The following is a 24,206-nucleotide window of genomic DNA, read 5'->3' as shown; positions in this document are numbered from 1 at the left end:
CGTCACACCTTGCCCGTCATCTGGTCCTGGCGTTCGGCCAGGCGGTAGAGCTGGTCGCGGCCGGGCAGATAGGGATCGGGCCACTTGACTTCGCGGTCGCCAAGCGCGGCGGCCTGGTGCAGGGTCCAATAGGGGTCGGTAAGATGCGGCCGGGCCAGACACACCAGATCGGCGCGGCCGGCCATCAGGATCGAGTTGGCGTGGTCGGGCTCGTAGATATTGCCGACCGCCATCGTCGCCATGCCGGTCTCGTTGCGGATCCGGTCGGAAAACGGCGTCTGGAACATGCGGCCGTAGACCGGCTTGGCGCGGATCGAGGTCTGGCCGGCCGACACGTCGCAAATGTCAACACCGGCCTCCCGCAGCAGCCCGGCGATCTCGACCGCGTCCTGGGGGGTGATGCCGTCCTCGCCGACCCAGTCATTGGCCGAGATGCGCACCGAGATCGGCTTGTGGTCGGGCCAAGCGTCGCGCACCGCGCGATAGACTTCCAGCGGGTAGCGCATGCGGTTTTCCAGCGAGCCGCCATAATCGTCGTTGCGCGTATTGGTCAGCGGGGTGATGAAGGACGACAACAGATAGCCGTGCGCCATGTGCAGTTCGAGCATGTCGAAGCCGCAGCGCTCGGCCATTTCGGCGGCGGCCACGAACTGGTCGCGCACCATGTCCATGTCGGCGCGGTCCATCGCTTTCGGCCTGGCGTTTTGCGGTGACCAGGCGACCTCGGAGGCCGACAGTAGCGGCCAGTTGTCGGTTTCCAGCGGCGCGTCCATGTCCTGCCAGCCGAGCTGGGTCGAGCCTTTGGCGCCCGAATGGCCGATCTGGGCGCAGATTTTGGCCTCGGTCTCGGCATGGACGAAATCGACCAGCCTGGTCCATGCGGCCTCGTGTTCCGGGGCGTAAAAGCCCGGACAGCCCGGCGTGATCCGGCCCTCGGGGCTGACGCAGGTCATCTCGATATAGATCAGTCCGGCGCCGCCCTTGGCGCGTTCGGCATAGTGGGCGAAATGCCAGTCGGTCGGGCAGCCGTCGACGGCCTTGTACTGCGCCATCGGCGAGACCACGATGCGGTTCTTCAGCGCCATGTCGCGCAGCTTGAAGGGCGCAAACATCGGCGCGCGCGCGATGTTGATGTCGTTGCCGGCCTGGCCGTGGAACCAGCGCTCGGCGCCTTCCAGCCAGTCCTTGTCGCGCAGGCGCAGATTTTCGTGGCTGATGCGCTGCGAGCGCGTCAGCAGCGAATAGTTGAACTGGACCGGGTTGAGATCGAGATAGCGCTCGACCTCCTCGAACCATTCCAGCGAGTTCCTCGCCGCCGATTGCAGGCGCAGCACTTCCAGCCGGCGCGCATCCTCGTACTTGCGAAAGGCTGACTCCAGATCAGGTTCGCTGGTGACGTAGTCGGCGAGTGCGATCGCGCTTTCCAGCGCCAGCTTGGTGCCCGAGCCGATCGAAAAATGCGCGCTTGCCGCCGCATCCCCCATCAGCGCCAGATTTTTGTGCGACCAGCGTTCGCACAAAACGCGCGGGAAGTTGAGCCAGGCCGATCCGCGGATATGGTTGGCGTTGGAGATCAGCGCATGGCCGCCGAGATGGTCCTTGAAGATCGCCTCGCAGGTTGCGATCGACTCTTCCTTGGACATCTCGCCGAAGCCGAACCGCGCCCAGGTCTCCTCCGAGCACTCGACGATGAAGGTCGCCGTGTCGTCGTCGAACTGGTAGGCGTGCGCCCATACCCAGCCCTTGTCGGTCTCCTCGAAGATGAAGGTGAAGGCGTCGTTGAATTTCTGGTGCGTGCCGAGCCAGACGAATTTGCAGGCGCGCACGTCGATGTCGGGCTTGAAGACGTCGGCGAACGCGGTGCGCGCCTTGGAGTTGAGCCCGTCCGAGGCAACGACGAGGTCGTAACGATCCATGTAATATTGCGGATCCTCGGCCTCGGTCTCGAAGCGCAGATCGACGCCGAGTTCGCGGGCGCGTTCCTGAAGCAGCTGCAGGAGCCGCATGCGCCCGATGCCGCAGAAACCGTGGCCGGTGGAGACGGTCTGCGTGCCGCGGTAGAACACGGCGATGTCGTCCCAATAGGCGAAATGCTTGCGGATCTTTTCCGCACTGGCGGCATCGTTGGCGGCGAGATTGTCGAGCGTCTCGTCGGACAGCACCACGCCCCAGCCGAACGTGTCGTCGGGCCGGTTACGTTCGAATACGGTGACGTCGTGGGCGGCGTCGCGAAGCTTCATCGAGATCGCGAAATAAAGGCCTGCGGGGCCGCCGCCGAGAATGGCAATCTTCATGTCGGGCTTTCCTCCCTGCGCGACAGACAAGACCATGCCAAAGGTCGGCCAATATTTCAAGCATGAAATTTCAAGGTTGAAATATTTCGCCGCCGGCCGCACTCTGGCACAATGCTGGACAAAGCCGCGCCATGTCGCGACACGCGCAACGAGCTGGCCGCTGGCCTGCGAAACGAAGTCGGACCGCACGCCGGCCGGCCAGGGAGGAGAGAGCCGTGACCAATTATCGCCATGTGGACGACTGGAACGACGCTTACGCCAACGGGTCCAACATCGCCGGCGGCGAACGTTGGCCCGATGCCTGGGTGGAGCCGGCGCGGGCCTTCCGCGAGCGGCTGGCGGGCGAGGGCAGGGCCCATCTCGACCAGCCCTATGGCGAGGCGCCGCGCAACCGCTACGACCTGTTTCTGCCCGAAGGCGAGGCCGCCGGGCTGGTCGTGTTCGTGCATGGCGGATTCTGGCTGCGGCTCGACAAAAATTTCTGGTCGCATCTGGCGGCCGGCGCGGTCGAAAGCGGCTATGCGGTCGCCATGCCTTCCTACACGCTTTGCCCGCATATCAGCATCGCCGGTATCGTCGGCGAGGTCGGTGTGGCGATCGCCCATGCGGCGGCGCGCACGCAAGGGCCGGTCATGCTCGCCGGGCATTCGGCCGGCGGCCATCTCGTCAGCCGCATGGTGTCGGCGACCTCGCCGCTTGCGCCCGACCTGCGCGCCCGCATCCGCAACGTGGTGTCGATCTCCGGCGTGCACGATCTACGCCCGATCATGCGCACGGCCATGAACGGCGACTTGAGGATCGATGCCGAGGAGGCGCGCGCGCAAAGCCCGGCGCTGCTCGATCCGATGCCGGGTGCGCGCATCTGTTGCTGGGTCGGCGGCAACGAGCGCGCCGAGTTCCTGCGCCAGAACGCGCTTTTGGCTAATGCCTGGACGGGCTGCGGCGCCGAGACCGCCTGCGTGGTCGAGCCGGACCGCCACCACTTCAACGTCATCGACGGTCTAGCCGAGACGGGCCATGCCTTGACGCGAACCTTGTTGACAGGGTGAGGCCGGCGGCGGATGGTCGCCCGGAAGCGTGGGCTCCATGCGGGTCCGGACGAGCGGACATGAAAAGATAGGTTGTGGACGATGAGACCGGTTTTCGTGCAAGTGCAGTGTTATCCCGGCAAGACCTACGAGGTCGCCGATGCGATCTTCGAGCGCGAGATCGTCTCGGAGATGTATTCCACCAGCGGCGACCACGATCTGCTGCTGAAAGTCTATGTCGAGGACGGTGTCGATATCGGCAAGTTCATCGACGAGAACGTCGCCAATGTGCCCGGCATCTTCCGCACCCTCACCACGTTGACCTTCAAGGCGTTCTGACGCCGACACCCGGGATTGCACGGGTTCGAAGGGCGCGGGCGACACGCCCAGCTCAGGCAGGCACCACGCCACCCTTGCCCTTCGGCGCGCGCGTGCGCATCAGCAGGAACGCCATCACCGCGATGTTGAGCATGTTCCAGGCGATTCCGTTCAGGAATGCGGCGCGGTAGGAGCCGGTCAGGTCGTAGATGAAGCCCGACAGCCAGCCGCCCAGCGCCATGCCGACGATCGTGGCCATGATGACGATACCGATGCGCTCGCCCGCCTCGTGCGGCGGCAGATACTCGCGCACGATGAGTGCGTAGCTGGGCACGATGCCGCCCTGCGAAAGTCCGAAGATCAGCGATACGATGTAGAGCGAAGCGAGCCCGTCGAAGGGGATGTAGAACATCAGGGCGATCGCCTGCAGCACCGAGCCGAGCAGCAGCGTCTTCACCCCGCCGATGCGGTCGGCGATCACTCCGGAGGCGAGCCGGCTGACGATGCCGGCCGCCAGCATCAGGGACAGCATTTCCGCCCCGCGCGCCAGGCCGAAGCCCAGATCGACGCAATAAGCGACGATGTGCACCTGCGGCATCGACATCGCCACGCAGCAGCCGAGCCCGGCGACGATCAACAGGCCTTGCAGGGCACGCGGTGACAGTCCGGCGGCCCGGCGTTGCGGTGGCGCGGAGAGCGTGTTTCCGGGCCGGAATTCCGGCGCCCGGCCGCGCAACAAAAGGGTGAGCGGCAACATCGTGGCCAGGCAGAAAAGCCCGACAGCGCTGTAGGTGAAGCGCCAGCCATCATATTCCATGCCGGTTTGCAGGAAAAACGGCCAGATCGCGCCGGCGATATAATTGCCTGACGCGGCCGCCGCGACCGCGATGCCGCGCCGGCGCACGAACCAGCGCGAAATGTCGGCCATCATCGGCCCGAACGTGGCCGCCGCGCCGAAGCCGGCCAGCACCTGGGCGGCGGCCAGCAGCCACACGGAGGACGCCACCGCGCCGAGCAGGAAGCCGCTGCCGAGCATCACCACCGCAGCCGCGATCGGGATGGCGACGCCCATGCGGTCGACGAAGCGGCCGATGACCACATTGCCGAGCGCGAACCCGACCATGGTCGCGGTATAGGGGATCGAGGCGTCGGCGCGGTTGACGCCGAATTCGATCTGGGCGGCGGGCAGCACGACGACGATCGCCCACATGCCGACGCTGCCGATTGTTCCCAGCACCATGCACAGCGCGAGCCGGTACCAGGATTGCCGGCCATCGGGTTGATTCGCGGTGTCGGTGGCGCTGGTCGCCATGGCGGCGGGGTCCTTAAATGACGGCATCGTGCCGGCGGCGGCGGCGCGCGCCCGGACCATGCGTCCTGCATCATGCAAGTTGCTAACGCCACGGCCCGCCGTCTGGTGGTCCAGCCTGCTCGTTCAACGACCGATGAAGCGAGGCGGGCGCCGTTCCAGAAATGCCGCGCGCCCTTCCGCATAGTCGGCACTGTCGAAGGTGGCGTCGCCGAGCGTCCTAGCGCGGGCCAGATCGTCGTCGCGCCCGCTCAGCGCGGCGCGGATCGAGGCCTTGGAGGCACCGACGGACAGCGGCGCGTTGCCGGCGATGGCGCGCGCAATTTCGTTGGTGCGGTCGTCGAGCGCGGCTTTGTCGGTCAGGAGTTCCAGCAGGAAGCCGGCTTCGTGGGCGGCCTCGGCCGGCAGGCGCGCGCCGGAAAAGCTGAGATATCGGGCCATTTGCGGCCCGCAGGCAGCCACGATGTCGGCCATCGCATCGGCCGGATACGCCAGGCCGAGCCGCGCCGCCGGCACGGCAAAGACGGCGCCCGTGGCGCCGAGGCGGATGTCGCAGGCCGCCGCCAGGCCGAACCCGCCGCCGAAACACACGCCTGAGATCGAGGCGATCACCGGCAGTCGGCAGGCACGCAGCGCCGCGAACGCGGCCGAATTGGCATCCTCGTAGGCGCGTGCGGTGCCCGCGTCGCGGCGCAGCTCGGCGAACTCGCCGATATCGGCGCCGGCGCAGAAATCCGTGCCGGCACCGCAAAGCACGATCACGCGCGCCGTTTCGTCTTTATTGAGAGCGTCGACGGTCGCCGCGATCTGTCGCCACATGGCAAGCGTCACGGCGTTTTTCTTTTCCGGCCGGTCGAGTGTCATCGTCACGACGCCATCGGCGGATTGCGCGATCCGAAGCTCAGGTATCGTTCGACCTTGAAATTCGCCCATTTCAATCCAATTGAACAAGCGTTGAGGAAATTGATGTTCTACGGCGTTGCGTTCTGACGTATGTTCTCCTCGACCGCAAGCCGACACACGACACGGCTCAGGGAGCGAAATGATGACGGCACGCAACCCCGCCCGCGCAAGCGACATCCGGCCGGTGGACCCGATTTGGGAATCGGTTCGCCAGGAAGCGCTCGACGCGGTCCAGCAGGATCCGCTGCTGGCAGCCTTCATGTATTCCACGGTGCTGAACCAGGAAACTCTCGAGGACGCCGTCATCCATCGCGTCGCCGAGCGGCTCGACCATGGCGATCTGGGCGCGTCCCTGATCGGCCAGGCGTTCCGCGAAATGCGCCATGCGGACCCCGAATGGAGCGCGATCGTGCGCGTCGATATCCAGGCCTATTACGACCGGGATCCGGCTTGCCGGCGCTTTGTCGAGCCGGTGTTGTATTTCAAGGGCTTCCACGCTCTTCAAACGCATAGGCTCGCCCATTGGCTGTTTGCCCAGGGGCGCCGCGACTTCGCGCTTTATCTGCAAAGTCGCTCGTCTTCAGTTTTCCAGACGGACATCAACCCGGCCGCTCGTATCGGCAAGGGCATTTTCATCGACCATGCCACCGGGCTGGTGATCGGCGAGACCGCCGTGGTGGAGGATAATGTCTCGATCCTGCACGGTGTCACGCTCGGCGGCACAGGCAAGGCCGGCGGCGATCGACACCCCAAAATCCGCCGTGGCGTGCTGCTTGGCGCCGGCGCCAAGGTGCTTGGCAATATCGAGATCGGCCATTGCACCAAGGTGGCGTCGGGCTCGGTGGTGCTGGCCTCGGTGCCCAACAACAAAACGGTCGCCGGCGTACCGGCGCGCATTGTCGGCGAGGCCGGCTGCGCCGAACCGTCGCGCGCCATGGACCAGCTTTTGTCCGAAAAGGGCTGAGAGCGCGCGGCTTTGGCCGCCGCGCCGGTCCACGCGACGCGACAATTCAGGGTTTACAGGGCGGCGACCCCCATGCCACATGCTGGCTTCATCAAGCCCTGTCCGACCCCGCCAACGCATCAGGAGACGCCGGTTGAAACCCGATGAGATCAGGAAGCTCGACGCCTATTTCAAGCGCACCTTCAGCAATCCCCAGCTGCAGGTGAAGGCGCGGCCGCGCAAGGACGATTCGTGCGAACTCTATCTCGATGACGAGTTTCTGGGCATCATCTATCGCGACGAGGACGAGGGCGAATTGTCCTACAATTTCTCGATGGCGATCCTCGACATCGATCTGTAGCGGCTGACTTCAGCCGGCGCGCCCGAAGCGTTGGCGCGAGGCGCCCGCGTCGTCGGCATCGCTTCTGACGACCGTGCCGGCATAGCTACGCACCGCCGCGTCGAGCCTGCGCCAGTCCGCCAGAAGGTCGGCCGGAAAGCGGTAGGTCAGGCTCAATTCCTCGCCGACGAAGATGTCGCGCTCGCATTCGGCCAGAAGCTCGGACGCGACCGGACCCGACAGGCATCGCGCCACGAACGGCGCGCCGCCGGCGCGCGGGCCGACCAGAAGCTGTTCGTTCGCATACCCTGACTTGTCGCTGAAAGCGTGGACGCGCAGGCCGCCGGGCCCGGGCCCGGCGGTTGTGTCGATCAAGGCTCTGTAGATCGGATCGTAGCGGCCGCTCATGTCGCGTGACATCATCCGCGGTTCGAACGACAGGAACAGGATGGCGCGCCGGCCGCCGGCGTGGTTGAAGTCGTCGCGCGCCGCCGCGCGGTAGCCGGTCATATCCGGCCAACGCAGGTATAGATGCAGGTTCGGCGCGACGCCGTCGCGCCGCTCGCGCTCGAACCGGATCGCATTGGCCGGCACGACAACCACATCGTTGCCGATCACGATTTCGCGCGGCGTCGTGTCCTCGGTATGACCGGCAAGCACGATCGAGCGGCCGAGCAGCTTGCCGCCGGCGCTGATCGCAACGGCCGCGAGCGCCAGAAGGGCGAAGCCCACGAAGACGCGCAGCATGAAACGCTCGTCGATCGCCCCGGAGCTTTCCGCATCGGCCGTATCGCTGCTGTGCACGCCAAACTCCTTTTCCGGCCTGCTGTCCCCCCACGACACAGTCGGCGCGGCACGGAACTTGCTCCTTGTCGGATGACCTTGCGGTTTCGTGGTAAACGGACGGTAAAGATGATGCTGATTGCGACGCTGGCTTTTGTGCTTGGCTGCGGCCTGACCCTTGCCGGCCTGGCCGGATCGCTGATGGAGCTGTGGGCGGGGCGTCGGCTCGACTTGCGCGACCCGTTCGTTTCGCCGCGCCATCTCGCAAGATCGCTGTTACTGACGGTGTTGGCGGGGCCGTTCATGCTTCTCAACGAAATGTTGCGGGCCGTTGGCGAAGGGCGGCGGGGGGTGGGCGCCATCGTGCCCGGAACGGCTCTTGCTACGATCTGGCTTGCGGCCACCGGCACGATCGTCGCCGAGCTTGCATTCCACGCAGCGGCGTTGTTTTCCTGACGGCGCGACAAACCGACAGGAGCAGTCATTATGCCCATCTACGCTCTGGACGGCCTCGAGCCCGAATTCGACGATCGCACGACCAACTGGATCGCGCCCGACGCGACCCTGGTCGGCCGGGTGCGGCTCGGCGAGAATGCCGGCATCTGGTTCGGCGCCGTGCTGCGTGGCGACAATGAGCCGATTGTGATTGGAGCCGGTTCCAACGTGCAGGAACACACCGTCATGCACACCGATATCGGCTTTCCGTTGACGGTCGGGCAGGGCTGCACGATCGGCCACCGTGCCATGCTGCACGGCTGCACGATCGGCGACAATAGTCTGGTCGGCATGGGCGCGATCGTGCTCAACGGCGCCAGGATCGGCGCAAATTGCCTTGTCGGCGCCGGTGCGCTGGTCACCGAGGGCAAGAGCTTTCCCGACAACAGCCTGATCGTCGGTTCGCCGGCCAAGGCGATACGCGAACTCGACGACAAGGCGGTCGAACTGTTGAAGTGGTCGGCCGTCCACTATGTCGAAAACGCGCGCCGTTTCATGAAGGGGCTTGCGCCCGCCTGAGGCCGCGTGCCTGCCCGAAATGGCCTGGCTCTTCGCGCGGCCGGGCCGCCACCAACGCAAAAAAGGCGGAGCCGGCCCGGGGACACGGGCCGGCTCCTTTGACCCGGTCGTTGGGGACGGGGAGGGTGGGGACTCGACCGGGTATCCCTGACCTCGAAAAAGCGCGGCCTAGCGCACGCTGCCGACGGCGACGTTGCGGCCATCCTCGATGCCCACCCAGGCACCGGCGTTGCGTGTGGATTGTCGTTTCAAGTAGCGGTAATCCGTGTCGGTCCATGCCAGGACGCGCGGCTGGAGATTGTCCAGGATGAAGTCGCCGTAGCTGGTGTTAACCGTCAAAACCGCGTGGCCGTCGCCATTGGGCTGGCGCACCACCGTGATCAGCAGATTGCCTGACGGGACGCCCGCTTGTATCAGCAGCCGGCGCTTTTCCAGGACATAATCCTCGCAGTCGCCGACCCCTTGCGGGTAGGACCACACTTCCTCGCGGCCCCATATCTCGTAGTCGGTCTTGGGCGCGACCGCGACATTGACCGCGTGATTGATCTCGATGATCGTCTTCCACAATTTCCGGGTGAGTTCGACCGGTCGTGACGCGGCTTGACCGGGATTGCACTCGGAGGGCGTCCGCTTGCACAATTCATAATGCCCGACCGGCTGGGTGGTACGTGCGCCCGTCATCATGAACGGATTTGCACCATGCGCATGGCCGGCTGCCAGTACCAGCGGCGCGACGCACGCCGCCAGCACGAAGGATCGTCCCCGTTTGATCATTGCCTTGTCTCCCCGTTTGACGAGACAATGCCACGACCGAATTTATTTGACGCAAAAGAGCGAACTACAAATTAAGTAAAGCCAGAAAAGAACAAGAATAAAAACGAAAATAAACTTGAACCGAATCCGTGCTAAATTTTGCTAAAATTGCCCGCATTCGTCCTGGGTGGCGATGACGATCTATCCTCCGGTCTGCCCTCGACGGGATCGGAACTGAAGCATGTGCACCGTGAGGGGAAACCGGTCGGACCTGACCGGGGAGACTGGAGTTACCACGCTTCAGCACTCACCGGATGGTCCGAATGGACATCCACAAGAATACCCGTCTGACGCCGCTGCGTCGGGAGGAGATGGCTCTGGCGGTCATCGAGGCCCGTCTGTCCAAAGCCCAGGCGGCGCGGGTCGATGGCGTCTCGGCCAAGATCGTTGCCCGGTGGGTCGAACGCTACAAGGCGGAAGGTCCCGCCGGCACGGCCGACCGCTCCTGGCGGCCAGGCCGGATGCCCGCAGCAACCGACGCGCTCATTTGTGAACGCATCATCGCCCTGCGCCGTCACCGCCGGACAGGCAAGCACATCGCGCAGGAAACCGGCGTCGCGCCCGGCTCACGGTGCTAACGCTGCATCGCCGCACACTCCTGGCCAGACCGCGAAATCCCGACGGTCAAACGATTCCATTTAAAGAAGAACGGATCTAGGAAGCTCGCGGCACGTTTGAAGTCGCTCAGGCGCCGTCGCCGGTGCTGCGTTTGTGCACCGCGTCGTATGCGCCGGTCGCTTGCGGAAAAACCGAAAGAATCAGCCCTGGTGAGGGTGGCTGAACTCGGCCTGGAGCGTTTCCTCGCGTTGCAGCGCTGCGAATTCGACTGCGATGCCGTCCTCGAAGTGGCGCACCACGCGCCCGCGCATCGTGCCCAATGTGACCGCCGTGCCGAGGGCGGGACGCACGTCGATCTCGACAGCCGCGCCCGACAGCGAAAGGTCGACGATCCGGCATTGATATTCGCGTCCGTCGCCCAGTCGCACCACACTGATCGGGTTGCGCGGCGTGATGCGTTCGTGGCGGCGGTCTTCCGGCAGGTCGAGTTCGTGCTTGTTGGCGAGCCAGGTGAGCTGCGCGGCAAGCTTGTCGCGCTTGCGTTCGGACGCGATCAGAGTGATGGCGAAGCCATCGTTCTGAAGTCGGGTGATCACGCCCTCGATCCGGCCGATATGGTCGATATAGGCGATGACGCGTTCACCAAGCGCGCCGACCCGGTCGCAGCGCAACAGCGCATTGCCCGGAGACATGTCTATGACCTGGCAGGGATGCTCGGTGCGATCCTCCAGCATATAGCGTCCGTAGACCTTGACGCGCACTCTTTGGAAGTGGCGCCTCTCGGCCCGTGACGGCGCTGAATCGATCGCCACTGACGTCATTTTTTCCTCGGCCCGCGAATGGACACCACCTTCATAGGTTGTGAACGGTTAACAAGCGGTAAGCCGGCCCTTTCGCACGAGAGGAAAAACCCCCGGCCCGGACGTCTGCGTTGCGCTTACGCACTCGTGGCGCGACCGCCGGGACCGGACTCCGGAACGTCCTTGACCAACAGGACACTCTAGCTGTCGCGGCCGCCCTCGATGATGACGAGATGTTTGAAACGGCGGCGTTTGGCGCCTTCGTCGCTGGACAGCATCCCGGCCGACGGCGCGAGCGGCGGAACCGAAATCGCCGGTCGGTTCTTGAGAAACATCGGTTCTCGGTCGGGATCGACGACACGCATCGAATCGATCCGGCTTTCCAAAACCGGGTCGTTGCCGAGCCAATAGGGTTTTTCCACCGGGGTGAGGCTTCCCAGCGAGCGCGGACTGTCGACGCCGCCTTCCAGCGGCAGAAGCAGCAGCTCGAACTCGCAGGTGCGGCCCTGCTGCGTGACGCCCTCGAAACCGGTCACCGATACGGATTTTTCGCGCAGCGCTCCCGCCGCCAGCCGCGCGGCCAGGCTCTGGTCGCGCGCCGCCCACAGTGAGGAGAAGGCGAAGCCCTTCAGTTCGCGGCCATAGGCGGCGCAGAGACGGGTGCCGGCGAGGCGGAACACGGCCGCGCCGCGGCTGTCCTGCTCCAGGATGAAGGTGTCGGCCAGCATCGGCTTGATGTCGGCCGGCTCGATCTCGGCGCGGCGCGGCGCGGGACGGCCGTTTCGGAGCCTGTCCCAATATTGGAAAAGTGCGATTGTCCCGTCGAGTTTCATGCGTCCCCGTTTCGTTTTGCTCGTTGAGGTGTCTCATCACCGAACAGCGGGAGCCTCCCGCCGCCGATACATGGAGGACGGAGCAGGATGCGTGCCAGCGCTAACCCGGGTTGTTCACCGAGGCGTCGCGTTAAGGTTAACAAAGGGTTTCGATTGCCGGCCGCACCCCGGCATGTCATGAAAGAGGGACAGCACGAAGCGCTTGGCTCTATTGGCAAATCCAGCCAAGCGGCTCCGATCTCCAGATTTTCGGGCAGGGGCTCGACCAGCCGTCCAGGGGCAACTCTGGGCGGCTTTTTTTAACCATGACTTGCGTCGCCGCACTGAAGCGGGCGAAGTCGCCGGCAGGCGAATCAGCATGGTTGGAAAAAGGATGGCGGCACAGTCCGATCCTGGCAACAGGCGCGAATCGATCCCACCGCCCCCGGGCCGGGAGCCGGCCTTCAATATTCCGGTCGTCGTGCTCGTTTTCATCGCGCTGTGCGCCCTGATCCATCTTGCGCGCACCTACATGGTTTCGCCCACCGAGGATCTCGCGGTTTTATTGCGGGCGGCCTTCATTCCACTGCGTTATTCCGGTGCCTACGCGCTCGATCTCTACGCCTTCACCAGCCCGCTGACCTATTCGCTCCTGCATGGCGGCCTCGCCCATCTGGCCATCAACATGATCTGGCTCGCCGCATTCGGTTCGCCGCTCGCCAACCGGATCGGCGCAAGGCGCTTTGTCCTGTTCTGGGCCGCGACGGCCTTGGCCGCCGCCGGCCTGCATTATTTGATCTATCCCGAAAGTCCTGCCCCCCTGGTCGGCGCGTCCGGGGCGATCTCGGGGATGATGGGCGCGGCCGCCCGCTTCGGCTTCCAGATCGACCGCAGCATGCCGGGTCGGGCGCGCTTCGCCGGATCCGTGCTGCCGATTCGCGCCGTCCTGCGCCAGCGCGCGGTCGTCACTTTCCTGGGCGTGTGGATGATAATCAATCTGGCCACCGGACTTCTGAGCGGCGGACCGGGTTCCAGCGCCGTGATCGCCTGGGAGGCCCATATCGGCGGATTTCTGGTCGGTTTCTTCGCCGTCCGGTCTTTCGATCGCCTGCCGGCGCCGCATGGACTTTGAGCCGCCGACAGGCTTGCATTGGCCGAAATCCGGTAGCACCATGCTTGACAGGGTTCGATGGCCCTGCGGGAACTTTCCGTTATGCAGCCCAGGAGGACGCCATGCTGGTCAGGACTATTCTCTCGGACAAGGGCGGCGATGTGGTCGTCATTTCGCCCGACAGCACCGTCGACCAGGCCGTATCCCTGTTAGCGGAAAAAAAGATCGGCGCGATCGTGGTGACGCGCGGCGATGGCAGGATCGCCGGCATCCTGTCGGAGCGCGATATCGTGCGCATGCTTGCCGCGGATGGAGCCGAAGCGCTGGGCAAGCCGGTGTCCAAGGCGATGACGGCCAAGGTCAAGGTCTGTCACGAGGATAACAGCGTCAACGAGGTCATGGGCATCATGACGCAAGGGCGGTTCCGCCACCTGCCGGTCGAGCGCGACGGCAAGCTGGCCGGCATCATCTCCATCGGGGACGTCGTCAAGCGGCGGATCGAGGAAATCGAGCACGAGGCCGAGGAAATCCGCAACTACATCGCCACCGCTTAGTCGCGGTGCGCTCTCGGACGGTTCCTGCGGCCTCGGGATCGCGAAGTGGAGACGTCAGGCGTCGTCGGCGACGAAATCGAAGAGTTCGCGGTTGCGGCAATAGGACGGCGCGCGCTCGTGGGTCGGGCTGGTCTCCATCCACGAACCGCATTCCGCGCCGTGACGGCAGGACAAACAGCGCAGCGCCGCATTGCGCATCACCGATGGTTGGTCCGGCATTTCGGAAATGCCGGCGCGCACGCCGAGAGTGTCGATCATCTTCTCCATCAGATCGGCCCTCGCGGCGATCTTGTCGATGAAACCGAAAGCGCTCATTGGTGAAGCTCCTGTCCTCGTCCCTGTCCAGGCACGGTATGGCCGGCCGCCGCGCGGCGCCTTGACCTCGATCAAACCGGGAGGTTCGCCGCGACGTCCGTCTACGTCCGCCGGAGCGAACAAGCTCGGGCCCGGCTTGACGACGGACAGCGGAGCGGAAGGACCGACAAACCTTGCCTCGCCGGCGCCTTTGGTCTAGCGAACCTGCAATTCATCCAACGAGCAAGTCCGCATCATGACCATCATCGACACGCGCACGCCCGACCCCAAAAGGCTGATTGCAGGAGCCACCGGCGACTGGGAGGTCATCATCGGCCTTGAGGTCCATGCACAGGTCACCTCGCGGGCAAAGCTGTTTTCTGGCGCTTCGACGGAATTCGGCGCCGCGCCCAACGCCAATGTCAGCCTGGTCGACGCGGCCATGCCCGGCATGCTTCCCGTCATCAACGAGGAATGCGTGGCGCAGGCCGTACGCACCGGCCTTGGTTTGAAGGCGCAGATCAATTTGAAGTCGGTCTTCGACCGCAAGAACTATTTCTATCCGGATCTTCCGCAGGGCTACCAGATTTCCCAGTTCCAGCAGCCGATCGTCGGCGAGGGCAAGGTCAGCGTTTCGGTCGGCCCCGATCGCAAGGGCGAATTCGAGGATATCGAAGTCGGTATCGAGCGCCTGCATCTGGAACAGGATGCAGGCAAGTCGATGCACGACCAGCATCCCACCATGTCCTATGTCGATCTCAACCGCTCCGGCGTGGCGCTGATGGAAATCGTCTCCAAGCCCGACATGCGCTCCTCGGACGAGGCCAAGGCCTATGTGACCAAGCTGCGCTCGATCATGCGCTATCTGGGCACGTGCGACGGCAATATGGACGAGGGATCGCTGCGCGCCGACGTCAACGTCTCGGTGCGCCGCCCTGGCGGCGATTTCGGCACGCGCTGCGAGATCAAGAACGTCAATTCCATCCGTTTTCTCGGTCAGGCGGTCGAATACGAGGCGCGTCGCCAGATCGCCATTCTCGAGGATGGCGGCACGATCGACCAGGAGACCCGGCTGTTCGACCCCGGCAAGGGCGAGACTCGCTCGATGCGCTCCAAGGAGGAAGCGCACGACTATCGTTATTTCCCCGATCCGGACCTGCTGCCGCTCGAATTCGACCAGGCCTATGTCGACGCGCTCGCCGCCGATCTGCCGGAACTTCCGGATGAAAAGAAGGGGCGTTTCGTGCGCGATCTCGGCCTGTCGGCCTATGACGCCTCGGTGCTGGTCGCCGAAAAGGCGGCGGCCGACTATTTCGAGAAGGTGGCGGCCGGTCGCGACGGCAAGATGGCGGCGAACTGGGTCATCAACGACTTGTTGGGCGCCTTGAACAAATCCGGCCAGGAGATTGAAGAGACTCCGGTTTCCCCCGATCAGCTCGGCGCCATCATCGACCTGATCAAGGAAGGCACCATCTCCGGCAAGATCGCCAAGGACCTGTTCGAAATCGTCTGGAGCGAGGGTGGTGATCCGCGGCAAGTGGTCGAAACGCGCGGCATGAAACAGGTGACCGACACCGGCGCGATCGAAAAGGCGGTGGATGAGGTGATCGCCGCCAATCCCGACAAGGTCGAGCAGGCCAAGGCCAAGCCGACGCTTGCCGGCTGGTTCGTCGGCCAGGTGATGAAGGCGACCGGCGGCAAGGCCAATCCGCAGGCGGTCAACGCGCTGGTCAAGACGCGGCTCGGGCTCGACTGACCATGTTCGTGCGCACGGCGAGCGAACGCGATCTTGCCGCGGTGCGCGCGCTGCTGGTGGAAACCTGGCACGCCACCTACGACCCGATCTACGGCGTCGACCGCGTCACCGAAATCACCGATGACTGGCATTCGCCGGCCGCTCTTAAGGGCCGACTGACGCAGCCGCGGTCCGAATTCATCCTTGCCGACGACGGCCAATCGCTCGGCGGTGTGGCTTTCGCCAGCGCGGACGAGAACGGCCGGGTGGTGACGCTTCACCAGCTCTACGTCCTGCCGGCGATGCAGGGCAGGGGCATCGGCGGCATGCTTTTGGACGAAATCGTCGCGAGCTTTCCGCAAGCCCGGCGCCTCGTTCTGGAGGTCGAGGAGGCCAATTTTCCCGCGATCGCCTTTTACCGGGCGCACGGGTTTACCCTTGTCGGGCGGACGGAAAACTGCGGCAAGGATGGCTCGGGCATTCCCGCCCTGGTCTACGAACGCGCGCTCGCCTGAGCGCGGCCGCTAGCGCCGATGCTAGCGCTCGCGCCGGAACGGCGTCTTCCAGCGGATGCGCCGGCCGAGCGCGGCCTCGCGGTAAAGCACGTAGAACCCGGCCGCTGCGATCAGCGCGATGCCGAGCCAGGCGACCGTATCGGGCCAGTCGCCCCAGATCATGATGCTCCAGAATATGGCGAGCGGCAGGGCGATATATTCGAACGGCGCAATCAGCCCGGCCTGCGACTGGCGATAGGCCTGGCTGACGAGATAACCGCCGGTCGAGCCGATCACGCCGATCGCCGCCAGGAGTGCAAAATCGCCGGCCGGCGGCCAGGTCCAAGCACGCAGCAGGAATTCCAGATTGGCGTTGCCGGTGCCGCTGTAGCGGCCGTCGCCGAAAACCAGCCCGACCATGCCGGAAAAGCCGATGAAGACGAGGTTGACGTAAAACGACATCGTCGAGGCCTTTGCTGCCAGTCCGAGCTTGCGAGTGGTGATCTGGAACAGCGAATAGCCGAAGGCGGCGACCAGTGGCAGCAAGGCGGCGTACTGGAAGGCCCTGCCGCCGGGGCGGATGACGATGACGACGCCGGCAAGCCCGATCAGAACCGCGAACCAGCGCCGCAGCCCGACCGTCTCGCCCAGAAGAACGACCGACAGGGCGGTGATGAACAAGGGGCCGACGAAATAGATCGCGGTTGCCTCTCCGAGCGGCAATGTCGCCAGGGCGGCGTAAAAGGTCATGTTGGCGCACACCACGATCATGCCGCGCATCAGGTGAAAGCCGAGGCGGTCGGTGCGCAGGTCGCGATAGGAGCCGTCGAGCGGCACGAACACCGCCAGTGTGACGGTGATGGCGATCAGGCTGCGCAGGAAGATGATCTGGTGCAGCGGGTAGTCGCCGGACAGATATTTGATCGCCACGTCGTTGAGCGAAAAGGCGGTTGCGGCGCCCGTCGCGCATAAAATGCCGACAAGGTTGGAGGCGAGCGCGCCGCCGGCGGCCGGCTTCGGCTGGGGCCGCGCCGTCATGAATGGCGGCCCGCTTCTGTCGGGCAAGGCGCTTTCATTCGACCGGCTGTTCCACGCCCTCGGGGCTCCACAGCATGACCGGCGCGCACTCGATCAGAGTGTCGGCGAAGGCCGGGTCGCATTTCACCTCCGCCGCCTTCAGCGCGGCTTGCCGGCTTACCCACCCGCAACTGTAGTCGTGCCAGTGCGGGCCCTCGCGGTGCTGCATGAAGACGTCGACGCTCCATCCGGCCGGATAACACCAGGCGACCCGCAGGCAGTCGCCCGCCGCCGCCCCGCCCTCGGCGCATTTTTGCCGCGCGCAAGCGAAACCCTTGTCGGGATTGCCGGCCGCGCAGACGCCCGAGGATTGCTCCGGTGCCTGCACAAAGGCGATACCGCCGGTGCCGTTGTCCGCACCCGCCGGAGCCGTGGGAACATGCAGCGCGAGAAAAAGCGATGTCAGAAACACAATCGCTGGCTTCGACAAAGCGGGCATGACGACATCCTTTCGAATACGCGGAGTAATTGAGCGCGAAACATGCAATTGCCGCGAGCCTATCGCGCCGCATCGCTTGTTAGAAGTCTCAAATAAACCGGATGGCGCGACCATGCCGCCGGACGGCTGACCAGGGGGCCCGAACCGCGGTCCTCGTCGTGGCAAAACTCCTCGGCCTCTTGCTTTCGCGGTGCTCCGGCGGCATAAGGCGCAGATGCGCGCGCGAGGCTGTCCATGAAGAATTTTCTGCTGCAGTTTTTCACCTGGTGGCACGGGCAAACGCTGGGCACGCGCTTCCATACATGGCGCAAGGGCACCCTTGTCGGCGAGGACGAATTCGGCAACCGCTACTATCTCGGCGGTAAGGATTCGGAAGGCCGCACCCGCCGCTGGGTGATCTATGACGGGCTCTCGGAAGCCTCGCAAATTCCTTCGGGCTGGCACGGCTGGATGCACTACCGCACCGATACCCCGCCCTCGAAGGAGGACTACAAGCCGCGCGACTGGCAGAAGCCGCATGTGCCCAACATGACCGGAACTTCGCAGGCTTACCGGCCGCAGGGTTCGCTGCTTTCGCCCGGCAAGCGTCCGGCTGTCACCGGCGACTACGACGCCTGGACACCGGGAAGCTGAATCACGCCGAGGAAAGCGCGCCTTGTCATTTTTGCCACAATGCCCCTTTAGCGGGACGAGGCAGGGCGGTGAAGACGGGTCTGGGCTGAACCGCTATTCGCTCGCCGCGGGTAGGATTGGATAAAATGCGCATAACCGCTCGTATTTTGAGGCCCTGGCGCCAGATTTTCGCTGCCGCCGCGACGGTCTTTCTGGCGGGGCCGGCGATGGCCGAGCGGATTACCAATCCGGTCGCCGAGTTCACCGGCATCGACAAGATCACCGGCCGCATCATCACCTTCGACGTCTATGTCGATGAGACGGTCCAGTTCGGCGCGCTGCAGGTGACGCCGCGCGTGTGTTATTCCAGCCCCGACACCGAGGAGCCGAAGACCGATTCCTTCGTCGAGGTCGACGAGATCACGCTCGACCGCAAGATCCGCCGCATCTTCACCGGCTGGATGTTCGCCGAAAGCCCTGGGCTCAACGCGGTCGAGCACGCGGTCTATGACGTGTGGCTGAAATCGTGCAAGCGGGACTCCAAGGTGCCAGCGCCCGAGGCGCGCGCCGACTGAGTCGTCGTGCGCGGCGCTTCGCCCGCGATTGACGTTTTCAGGGATAAAACACCGCATCACCGGTGGTCGCCTCGGCGAGCAATGTCTCGTAACGCCGTCGCGGCATGTCGATGGCGCCGAAACGTTTCAGATGCGCCGTGGTGAATTGTGTGTCCAGGAGCACGAAGCCGCGCGCGCGCAGCCGCTCCACCAGATGGACGAGGCAGACCTTGGAGGCGTCGCGTTCGCGCGAGAACATACTCTCGCCGAAGAAGGCGCGCCCGAGCGTGACCCCGTAAAGACCGCCGACCAGGTGCCCGTCCCGCCACGCTTCGACTGTGTGGCAATGCCCGCGTTCGAAAAGATCCCGGTAGGCCGCGCGAATCGGCGCGTTGATCCACGTGCTCATGCGCCCGGAGCGGGCTTGTGCGCATCCCTCCACGACGGCATCGAAATCGCGGTCGAAAAAGATCTCGAACGTTGCCTGGCGCACCGTCTTGCGCAGGCTTTTGGGTATGTGGAAACCCTCGAGCGGAATAATCCCACGCGTCTCGGGGCGGACCCAGAAGACTTCCGGATCGTCGGCGCTTTCGCCCATGGGAAACACGCCGTTTGAATAGGCCTTGAGCAACAAGTCCGGCGGTATGCGGTCTCCTGGCGCGAACGGCCTTACCATCTCAAACGGTCAACTCAATCCTTGGCTGCGAGGTAGTTCTCCAGCCAGTGAATATCGTAGTCGCCATTGGCGATGTCGATATTGCCGACAAGGTCGCGGAACAGCGGCAGGGTCGTGTTGATGCCGTCGACCACGAATTCGTCGAGCGCACGCCGCAGCCGCATCATGCATTCGACGCGATTGCGCCCGTGCACGATCAGCTTACCGATCAGGCTGTCGTAATAAGGTGGGATCTTATAGCCGGAATAGACGCCTGAATCGACGCGGATGCCGAGCCCGCCGGGCGTGTGGAAATGGGTGATCGTGCCGGGCGAGGGCACGAAGGTGCGCGGGTCTTCAGCATTGATCCGGCATTCGATGGCATGGCCCTCGAAACGAACCTCGTCCTGGGTGACAGAAAGCCCGGCGCCCGATGCCACCCGAATTTGCTCGTGCACCAGATCGATGCCGGTGATCGCCTCGGTGACCGGGTGCTCGACCTGGAGGCGGGTGTTCATCTCGATGAAGTAGAAATTGCCGTTTTCATAGAGGAATTCGACCGTGCCGGCGCCGGAATAGCCGAGATCGGCCACCGCGCGCGCACAGATGTCGCCGATGCGGGCGCGTTCCTCGTCATTCAGGGCGGGTGAATTGGCTTCTTCCCAGACCTTCTGGTGGCGCCGCTGCAGCGAGCAGTCGCGCTCGCCCAGATGCACGCTGCCGCCGCGACCGTCGCCCACCACCTGGATTTCGATATGGCGCGGCTTTTCGAGATATTTTTCGATATAGACCGCATCGTCGCCGAAGGCCGCGCCCGCTTCCGAGCGCGCCGTCGCCAGCGCGACACTGAGATCCTCTTCGTCGCGCGCGACCTTCATGCCGCGCCCGCCGCCGCCGGCCGACGCCTTGATGATGACGGGGTAGCCGATCTCGGCGGCGATGCGCCGGGCCGTGTCCTCGTCGGTGACGGCGCCCTCGGAGCCGGGCACCACCGGAATGCCGAGACGTTTGGCCGTGCGCTTGGCCTCGATCTTGTCGCCCATCACCCGGATATGATCGCCGGACGGGCCGATGAAGGTGATGTTGTGGGCGGCCAGGATGTCGGCGAATTTGGCGTTTTCCGACAGGAAGCCATAGCCGGGATGGATCGCGTCCGCGCCGGTGATCTCACAGGCCGCAACGATCTGGTGAATGTTGAGATAGCTGTCGCGCGAGGGCGGCGGTCCCACGCACACGCTTTCGTCGGCGAGCTTGACGTGCATGGCGTCGGCGTCGGCGGTCGAATGGACCGCAACCGTCTTGATGCCGAGTTCCTTGGCGGCTCGCAAGACGCGCAGGGCGATCTCTCCGCGATTGGCGATGAGGATTTTGTGAAACATCACCGCCTTACTCGACCACGACCAGGGGTTCGCCGAACTCGACCGGCTGCGAATCCTCGAAAAGAATAGCTTTGACCGTCCCGGCGCGTGGCGAGGGGATCTGGTTCATCGTCTTCATCGCCTCGATGATCAACAGCGTCTGGCCCTCGCTCACCTTTTGCCCGACTTCGATAAACGGCTTGGCGCCCGGTGCTGCCGCGGCGTAGGCGGTGCCGACCATCGGCGATGTAACGGCGTTCTGTGTCGTGGCGACGGGCTCTGGTGCCGGGGACGAGGTGTGGGCCGGAGCCGGGGCAGGGGCCGGCGCGGCCGGCATCGCCGCCGTGACCTGGGCCGGCGCGCTCTGGCGCGAGACGCGTACGCGCAGATCGTCCTGCTCGACCTCGATCTCCGAGAGATTGGTTTCGTTGAGGATCTCGGCCAGGTCTCGGATGAGTTGTTGATCCACTACGGGTTTCTTTGTCGACATTGGAACTGTTTTCCTCGTGGTGGCCATGCGGTCAAACGCGCGCGGCGAGCGCCTGCAGGGCGAGCGTATAGACAACCGGTCCGAAACCGCAAATAACGCCGGCCGCGACCGGCGAAACGTAGGAGGTGTGCCGGAAGCTTTCGCGGGCGTGGATGTTGGACAGGTGAACCTCGGCGACCGGCAGGCCGGCCGCGCGGATCGCGTCGTGGATCGCGATCGAGGTATGCGAGTAGGCGCCCGGATTGATGATGATCGCGGCCGCCTTGTCGCCGGCCTCCTGAATCCAGTCGACGAGCTCGCCCTCGTGGTTCGACTGCCGGAACTCGATCGTCAGCCCCAGTTCGGCGCCGGTCTCGCGGCAGTCGGCCTCGATGTCGGCGAGCGACTTTTTCCCATAAATGGAGGGCTCGCGCTTGCCCAGCATATTCAGGTTCGGGCCGTTCAGGACGTAGACGGTTCGCGACATTTCGACCTCTTGGCGGACGACGATCCCCGCGTGTGTCGGACTTCTTGGAGCCTTTCATGGTTCGCTCCAACCATGCAAGGTTCTATAGTTGCCATAATCGCGAGAGGAAAGAGCGCAAGGGGGAACTTGCGCTGTCCACAATAGCTGGACCGGATTATGCCTGAGCAGGCCTGTCAGCAGGTCGCCGTTTCGCAGGCGCGCAGCGCATCGACCTTTTCGGCGAGCACCTGCCGCCCAAGCGCCCCGAAAACGACCTCCTTGCCCACCACATAGGACGGCGTGCCGGTGATCTGCAGCTTGTTGGCCAGATCGTAGGTGCGGGCAAAGGCTTCGACGATGGCCGGGTTTTTCATTTCCTCGCGCAGCTTCGCCTCATCGGCGCCCAGCGCCAGCGCGATATTGATGGCGCGCTCCTCGGTCGCGCGCGCCGCGCCACCGAGCAGTTTGGCATGGAATTCGGCGTATTTTTCCGGCAGCAGGGCACGCAAAGCCATGGAAACGACGTGGGCGCGCTGCGAATCCGGGCCGAGAATCGGGAATTCCTTCAACACGAAGCGGATATCGGGGTCGTCCGCCGTCAGCGCTTCCATGTCGGCCATGGCGCGTTTGCAGTAGCCGCAATTATAGTCGAAAAACTCGACCAGCGTGTATTTGCCGGCCGGATTCCCAAAAATGCCGTCATAGGCCGAATTGAAGATTTCGTCCGACATCGCGTCGATGATCTCGACCTGGGCGATGCGCTGCTCGTCCTGCTGCTTCGTCTCCAGCGCCTGCTGGACTTCCAGAAGCAGTTCCGGGTTTTCGAGCAGGTAGCTGCGGATGATCTCCTCGACCTCGGCCCGGTCGACCGTGGCGGCGGCCTTAACGATCGCAGGCTCCTGCTGGCTCGCGGCCGCCGGAGTGACGGGCCGGCCCGAGATGTAGCCGGCGACCAACATCAGTGCCGAGGCCGCGATGCCCGCCATGCCGAATGCGAATATTTTCTTCATGTCCACTGATCCCGATAACAAGCGCCGGCTATTTTCGCCTGGGCGGTTTTGCGTTGATGATGTCCTGCGCCCGCACCCAGGCAGGGCTGCCGCGTTTTAGTTTTTGCTGGGCGCGAGCCGCGAAGATCCGCGCTTGGTCGTAAGAGCCTGAATAATAGTGCATTTCAGCCGAAGCCAGTTCGGCCTCGCCAATATTGCCGAGCCGGCCCTGCGCCTGGCCGAGCAGCATGTAGCCGTCCGGATTCTCCCGGTCGCGGTCGAGCGCCTGGCTGATCTGGCGCACCGCCTCGCGGGTCGATTTTTCGTCGCCGGCCGCAAGCAGGGACTGACCGTAACTGATCTGGATGACCGACGATTTGGAGCCGTCAAGCTTTTGCGCACGCGCATAGGCCTTGGCCGCCGGGCCGGGCTGGTTGGCCCGGATCAGGATGTCGCCGCGCAATTCGTGGAAATAGGCATAGTTCGGTTGTTTGGCGATCAGCGCGTCGATCTTGGCGAGCGCGTCGCGCGGCCGCCCGCGCAGATGCGTGTTGATGGCGTCGGCGTAAAGCGCGCCCTGGCTGCGCGGATTGGCGCGGAACAGCCGCGAGGTGGCTGCCGGGCCGCTTGTATGGGCGGCAATCTTGGCGCGCATCAGATCGTGCCTCAATTGCAGCGAGGCCGGGTCCTGCTTGCCGTAATGCGGACTTTTCTCGGCAAGCGTCTTCAAATTGGCGATCCGCTCGCGCGGCATCGGATGGCTGATCTGGTAGGGGTCGACGCGCGAGCCGGTCAGTGCGAGTGCACTGGCGAAGCGCTCGAAGGTCTTCAGCATGCCGCGCGCCGACTGGCCGGTGCGCTCCAGATAGGTGAGCGCGAGCCGGTCGGCCGAGCTTTCTTCGGTGCGTTGGTAGCCAAGCAGGCCGCGACGGGCGAGTTCCGCCCCTGCAAGCGCGATCCCGCCGCCCGAGCGTGCGAGCCCGCCATTGTCGGTCAGCGCGCCGCCGACCGAGGCGCCGATGCCGAGCAGTGTCGACACGATCGCCATCGTGCGCGCGCGGGCGATCTGGGCGCGCAGCCGCTCTTGGTGTCCGCCGGCCAGGTGGCCGGCCTCGTGCGCCAGAACGCCGATGATCTCGTTCGGCGTTTCGGCCGTTAACAGCGCTCCGGTGTTGATGAAAATACGCCGGCCGGCGACGAAGGCGTTGAAGCCGGGATCATTGACCAGCACGATGTCGACGCCGGTCTTGCCGAGACCGGCTGCGCGCAGCACCGGGCGGGCATAGTCGCGCACCAGCGCCTCGATCTCCGCGTCGCGCACGATCGGCACGCGCTGCTGGGCGGTGGCGAACGGGGCGGCGGCGAATTGCAGCGCAAGCAGAAAGGCCGCGACGAGGAGCGCAGCGCGTACGGGGCTGGTCTGGCGCATCTTGAACTTGGACATTTCGGAAATCACAGGTAGACGACCCGAACTCTGATGGGAA

At 64.5% G+C, this 24,206-nt stretch carries 28 protein-coding genes and 1 pseudogene; 13 read left to right on the top strand and 16 right to left on the bottom strand.

Going from position 1 to position 24,206, the window contains the following annotated elements; genetic code table 11:
- Window positions 1–2: 2 nt before the first annotated feature.
- Entirely contained in the window at window positions 3–2,294 is a 2,292-nt protein-coding gene (locus tag GN330_RS17660) for a bifunctional salicylyl-CoA 5-hydroxylase/oxidoreductase (RefSeq protein WP_156714039.1), read from the bottom strand.
- A 215-nt stretch (window positions 2,295–2,509) separates the two neighbouring features.
- Between GN330_RS17660 and GN330_RS17655 the strand changes: the two genes are divergently transcribed.
- Both GN330_RS17655 and GN330_RS17650 read left to right on the top strand, forming a co-directional pair.
- On the top strand, window positions 2,510–3,343 hold the full coding sequence (locus GN330_RS17655) for an alpha/beta hydrolase (RefSeq protein WP_343040832.1): 834 nt from the start codon (window positions 2,510–2,512) through the stop codon (window positions 3,341–3,343).
- A gap of 81 nt (window positions 3,344–3,424) precedes the next feature.
- Window positions 3,425–3,661: an Lrp/AsnC ligand binding domain-containing protein gene (locus GN330_RS17650; RefSeq protein WP_156714037.1), complete on the top strand. Its 237-nt coding sequence runs from the start codon at window positions 3,425–3,427 to the stop codon at window positions 3,659–3,661.
- Window positions 3,662–3,713: 52 nt separating this feature from the next.
- On the opposite strand, the gene GN330_RS17645 is transcribed toward GN330_RS17650, so the two are convergent.
- Window positions 3,714–4,952: an MFS transporter gene (locus GN330_RS17645; protein ID WP_156714036.1), complete on the bottom strand. Its 1,239-nt coding sequence runs from the start codon at window positions 4,950–4,952 to the stop codon at window positions 3,714–3,716.
- A 123-nt stretch (window positions 4,953–5,075) separates the two neighbouring features.
- Entirely contained in the window at window positions 5,076–5,819 is a 744-nt protein-coding gene (locus GN330_RS17640) for an enoyl-CoA hydratase/isomerase family protein (RefSeq protein WP_343040830.1), read from the bottom strand.
- Between the two features lie 175 nt (window positions 5,820–5,994).
- Between GN330_RS17640 and cysE the strand changes: the two genes are divergently transcribed.
- On the top strand, window positions 5,995–6,816 hold the full coding sequence (cysE, locus tag GN330_RS17635; RefSeq protein ID WP_156714034.1) for a serine O-acetyltransferase: 822 nt from the start codon (window positions 5,995–5,997) through the stop codon (window positions 6,814–6,816).
- Window positions 6,817–6,949: 133 nt separating this feature from the next.
- On the top strand, window positions 6,950–7,156 hold the full coding sequence (locus GN330_RS17630) for a DUF3126 family protein (protein ID WP_156714033.1): 207 nt from the start codon (window positions 6,950–6,952) through the stop codon (window positions 7,154–7,156).
- A gap of 9 nt (window positions 7,157–7,165) precedes the next feature.
- Here GN330_RS17630 and GN330_RS17625 read toward each other — a convergent pair whose 3' ends face one another.
- Window positions 7,166–7,939, bottom strand: a complete 774-nt coding sequence (locus GN330_RS17625) for a hypothetical protein (protein WP_343040829.1) — start codon at window positions 7,937–7,939, stop codon at window positions 7,166–7,168.
- Between the two features lie 108 nt (window positions 7,940–8,047).
- On the opposite strand from GN330_RS17625, the gene GN330_RS17620 reads away from it, so the two are divergent.
- Window positions 8,048–8,374, top strand: a complete 327-nt coding sequence (locus tag GN330_RS17620; protein WP_156714032.1) for a DUF6949 family protein — start codon at window positions 8,048–8,050, stop codon at window positions 8,372–8,374.
- A gap of 30 nt (window positions 8,375–8,404) precedes the next feature.
- On the top strand, window positions 8,405–8,932 hold the full coding sequence (locus GN330_RS17615) for a gamma carbonic anhydrase family protein (protein ID WP_156714031.1): 528 nt from the start codon (window positions 8,405–8,407) through the stop codon (window positions 8,930–8,932).
- Window positions 8,933–9,100: 168 nt separating this feature from the next.
- On the opposite strand, the gene GN330_RS17610 is transcribed toward GN330_RS17615, so the two are convergent.
- Window positions 9,101–9,706, bottom strand: a complete 606-nt coding sequence (locus GN330_RS17610) for a transglutaminase-like cysteine peptidase (protein ID WP_156714030.1) — start codon at window positions 9,704–9,706, stop codon at window positions 9,101–9,103.
- A gap of 302 nt (window positions 9,707–10,008) precedes the next feature.
- Between GN330_RS17610 and GN330_RS17605 the strand changes: the two are divergent.
- A pseudogene (locus tag GN330_RS17605) lies at window positions 10,009–10,314 on the top strand (leucine zipper domain-containing protein); the annotation flags it as partial.
- A gap of 189 nt (window positions 10,315–10,503) precedes the next feature.
- Here GN330_RS17605 and GN330_RS17600 read toward each other — a convergent pair.
- Both GN330_RS17600 and GN330_RS17595 read right to left on the bottom strand, forming a co-directional pair.
- Window positions 10,504–11,124, bottom strand: coding sequence for a PilZ domain-containing protein (locus tag GN330_RS17600; RefSeq protein ID WP_156714029.1), 621 nt, complete (start codon window positions 11,122–11,124; stop codon window positions 10,504–10,506).
- Window positions 11,125–11,303: 179 nt separating this feature from the next.
- Complete coding sequence (locus tag GN330_RS17595; RefSeq protein ID WP_156714028.1) at window positions 11,304–11,936, bottom strand: PAS domain-containing protein; 633 nt, start codon at window positions 11,934–11,936, stop codon at window positions 11,304–11,306.
- 373 nt (window positions 11,937–12,309) lie between these two features.
- Here GN330_RS17595 and GN330_RS17590 point away from each other — a divergent pair, with 373 nt between their 5' ends.
- Together GN330_RS17590 and GN330_RS17585 are read left to right on the top strand one after the other, a co-directional pair.
- Window positions 12,310–13,047: a rhomboid family intramembrane serine protease gene (locus GN330_RS17590; protein ID WP_156714027.1), complete on the top strand. Its 738-nt coding sequence runs from the start codon at window positions 12,310–12,312 to the stop codon at window positions 13,045–13,047.
- A 101-nt stretch (window positions 13,048–13,148) separates the two neighbouring features.
- The gene (locus GN330_RS17585; protein ID WP_156714026.1) at window positions 13,149–13,580 is read left to right on the top strand and encodes a CBS domain-containing protein; all 432 of its coding nucleotides are present in this window, start codon (window positions 13,149–13,151) and stop codon (window positions 13,578–13,580) included.
- Window positions 13,581–13,634: 54 nt separating this feature from the next.
- On the opposite strand, the gene GN330_RS17580 is transcribed toward GN330_RS17585, so the two are convergent.
- Window positions 13,635–13,895, bottom strand: a complete 261-nt coding sequence (locus GN330_RS17580; protein WP_156714025.1) for a DUF6455 family protein — start codon at window positions 13,893–13,895, stop codon at window positions 13,635–13,637.
- Between the two features lie 235 nt (window positions 13,896–14,130).
- Between GN330_RS17580 and gatB the strand changes: the two genes are divergently transcribed.
- Together gatB and GN330_RS17570 are read left to right on the top strand one after the other, a co-directional pair.
- A complete protein-coding gene (gene gatB / locus GN330_RS17575; protein WP_156714024.1) occupies window positions 14,131–15,630 on the top strand; it encodes an Asp-tRNA(Asn)/Glu-tRNA(Gln) amidotransferase subunit GatB in 1,500 nt (499 codons plus the stop codon).
- Window positions 15,631–15,632: 2 nt separating this feature from the next.
- A complete protein-coding gene (locus GN330_RS17570) occupies window positions 15,633–16,124 on the top strand; it encodes a GNAT family N-acetyltransferase (RefSeq protein ID WP_156714023.1) in 492 nt (163 codons plus the stop codon).
- A gap of 21 nt (window positions 16,125–16,145) precedes the next feature.
- On the opposite strand, the gene GN330_RS17565 is transcribed toward GN330_RS17570, so the two are convergent.
- Together GN330_RS17565 and GN330_RS17560 are read right to left on the bottom strand one after the other, a co-directional pair.
- On the bottom strand, window positions 16,146–17,141 hold the full coding sequence (locus GN330_RS17565; protein ID WP_156714022.1) for a DMT family transporter: 996 nt from the start codon (window positions 17,139–17,141) through the stop codon (window positions 16,146–16,148).
- 34 nt (window positions 17,142–17,175) lie between these two features.
- Complete coding sequence (locus GN330_RS17560; protein ID WP_197435220.1) at window positions 17,176–17,619, bottom strand: hypothetical protein; 444 nt, start codon at window positions 17,617–17,619, stop codon at window positions 17,176–17,178.
- A gap of 234 nt (window positions 17,620–17,853) precedes the next feature.
- On the opposite strand from GN330_RS17560, the gene GN330_RS17555 reads away from it, so the two are divergent.
- Window positions 17,854–18,252, top strand: coding sequence for an NADH:ubiquinone oxidoreductase subunit NDUFA12 (locus GN330_RS17555; RefSeq protein ID WP_156714021.1), 399 nt, complete (start codon window positions 17,854–17,856; stop codon window positions 18,250–18,252).
- A gap of 125 nt (window positions 18,253–18,377) precedes the next feature.
- On the top strand, window positions 18,378–18,806 hold the full coding sequence (locus GN330_RS17550; protein ID WP_156714020.1) for a DUF2155 domain-containing protein: 429 nt from the start codon (window positions 18,378–18,380) through the stop codon (window positions 18,804–18,806).
- 37 nt (window positions 18,807–18,843) lie between these two features.
- Here the strand turns inward: GN330_RS17550 and aat are convergent, their stop codons facing one another.
- From aat to GN330_RS17520, 6 genes are all read right to left on the bottom strand, one after another.
- The gene (aat, locus tag GN330_RS17545; RefSeq protein ID WP_156714019.1) at window positions 18,844–19,461 is read right to left on the bottom strand and encodes a leucyl/phenylalanyl-tRNA--protein transferase; all 618 of its coding nucleotides are present in this window, start codon (window positions 19,459–19,461) and stop codon (window positions 18,844–18,846) included.
- A 14-nt stretch (window positions 19,462–19,475) separates the two neighbouring features.
- Entirely contained in the window at window positions 19,476–20,819 is a 1,344-nt protein-coding gene (accC, locus tag GN330_RS17540; RefSeq protein ID WP_156714018.1) for an acetyl-CoA carboxylase biotin carboxylase subunit, read from the bottom strand.
- A gap of 7 nt (window positions 20,820–20,826) precedes the next feature.
- Window positions 20,827–21,288, bottom strand: coding sequence for an acetyl-CoA carboxylase biotin carboxyl carrier protein (gene accB / locus GN330_RS17535; protein WP_156714017.1), 462 nt, complete (start codon window positions 21,286–21,288; stop codon window positions 20,827–20,829).
- Window positions 21,289–21,319: 31 nt separating this feature from the next.
- Window positions 21,320–21,754, bottom strand: a complete 435-nt coding sequence (gene aroQ / locus GN330_RS17530; RefSeq protein WP_156714016.1) for a type II 3-dehydroquinate dehydratase — start codon at window positions 21,752–21,754, stop codon at window positions 21,320–21,322.
- Between the two features lie 173 nt (window positions 21,755–21,927).
- Window positions 21,928–22,743 (bottom strand): DsbA family protein, encoded by an 816-nt coding sequence (locus tag GN330_RS17525; RefSeq protein ID WP_156714015.1) that lies wholly within the window; start codon window positions 22,741–22,743, stop codon window positions 21,928–21,930.
- Window positions 22,744–22,771: 28 nt separating this feature from the next.
- Window positions 22,772–24,166 (bottom strand): M48 family metalloprotease, encoded by a 1,395-nt coding sequence (locus tag GN330_RS17520; protein WP_156714014.1) that lies wholly within the window; start codon window positions 24,164–24,166, stop codon window positions 22,772–22,774.
- Between the last annotated feature and the right edge of the window lie 40 nt (window positions 24,167–24,206).

Source organism: Nitratireductor arenosus, assembly GCF_009742725.1.
Taxonomy (GTDB): Bacteria; Pseudomonadota; Alphaproteobacteria; order Rhizobiales; family Rhizobiaceae; genus Mangrovimarina; species Mangrovimarina arenosa.
This window is presented reverse-complemented; position numbering and strand designations above follow the sequence as displayed.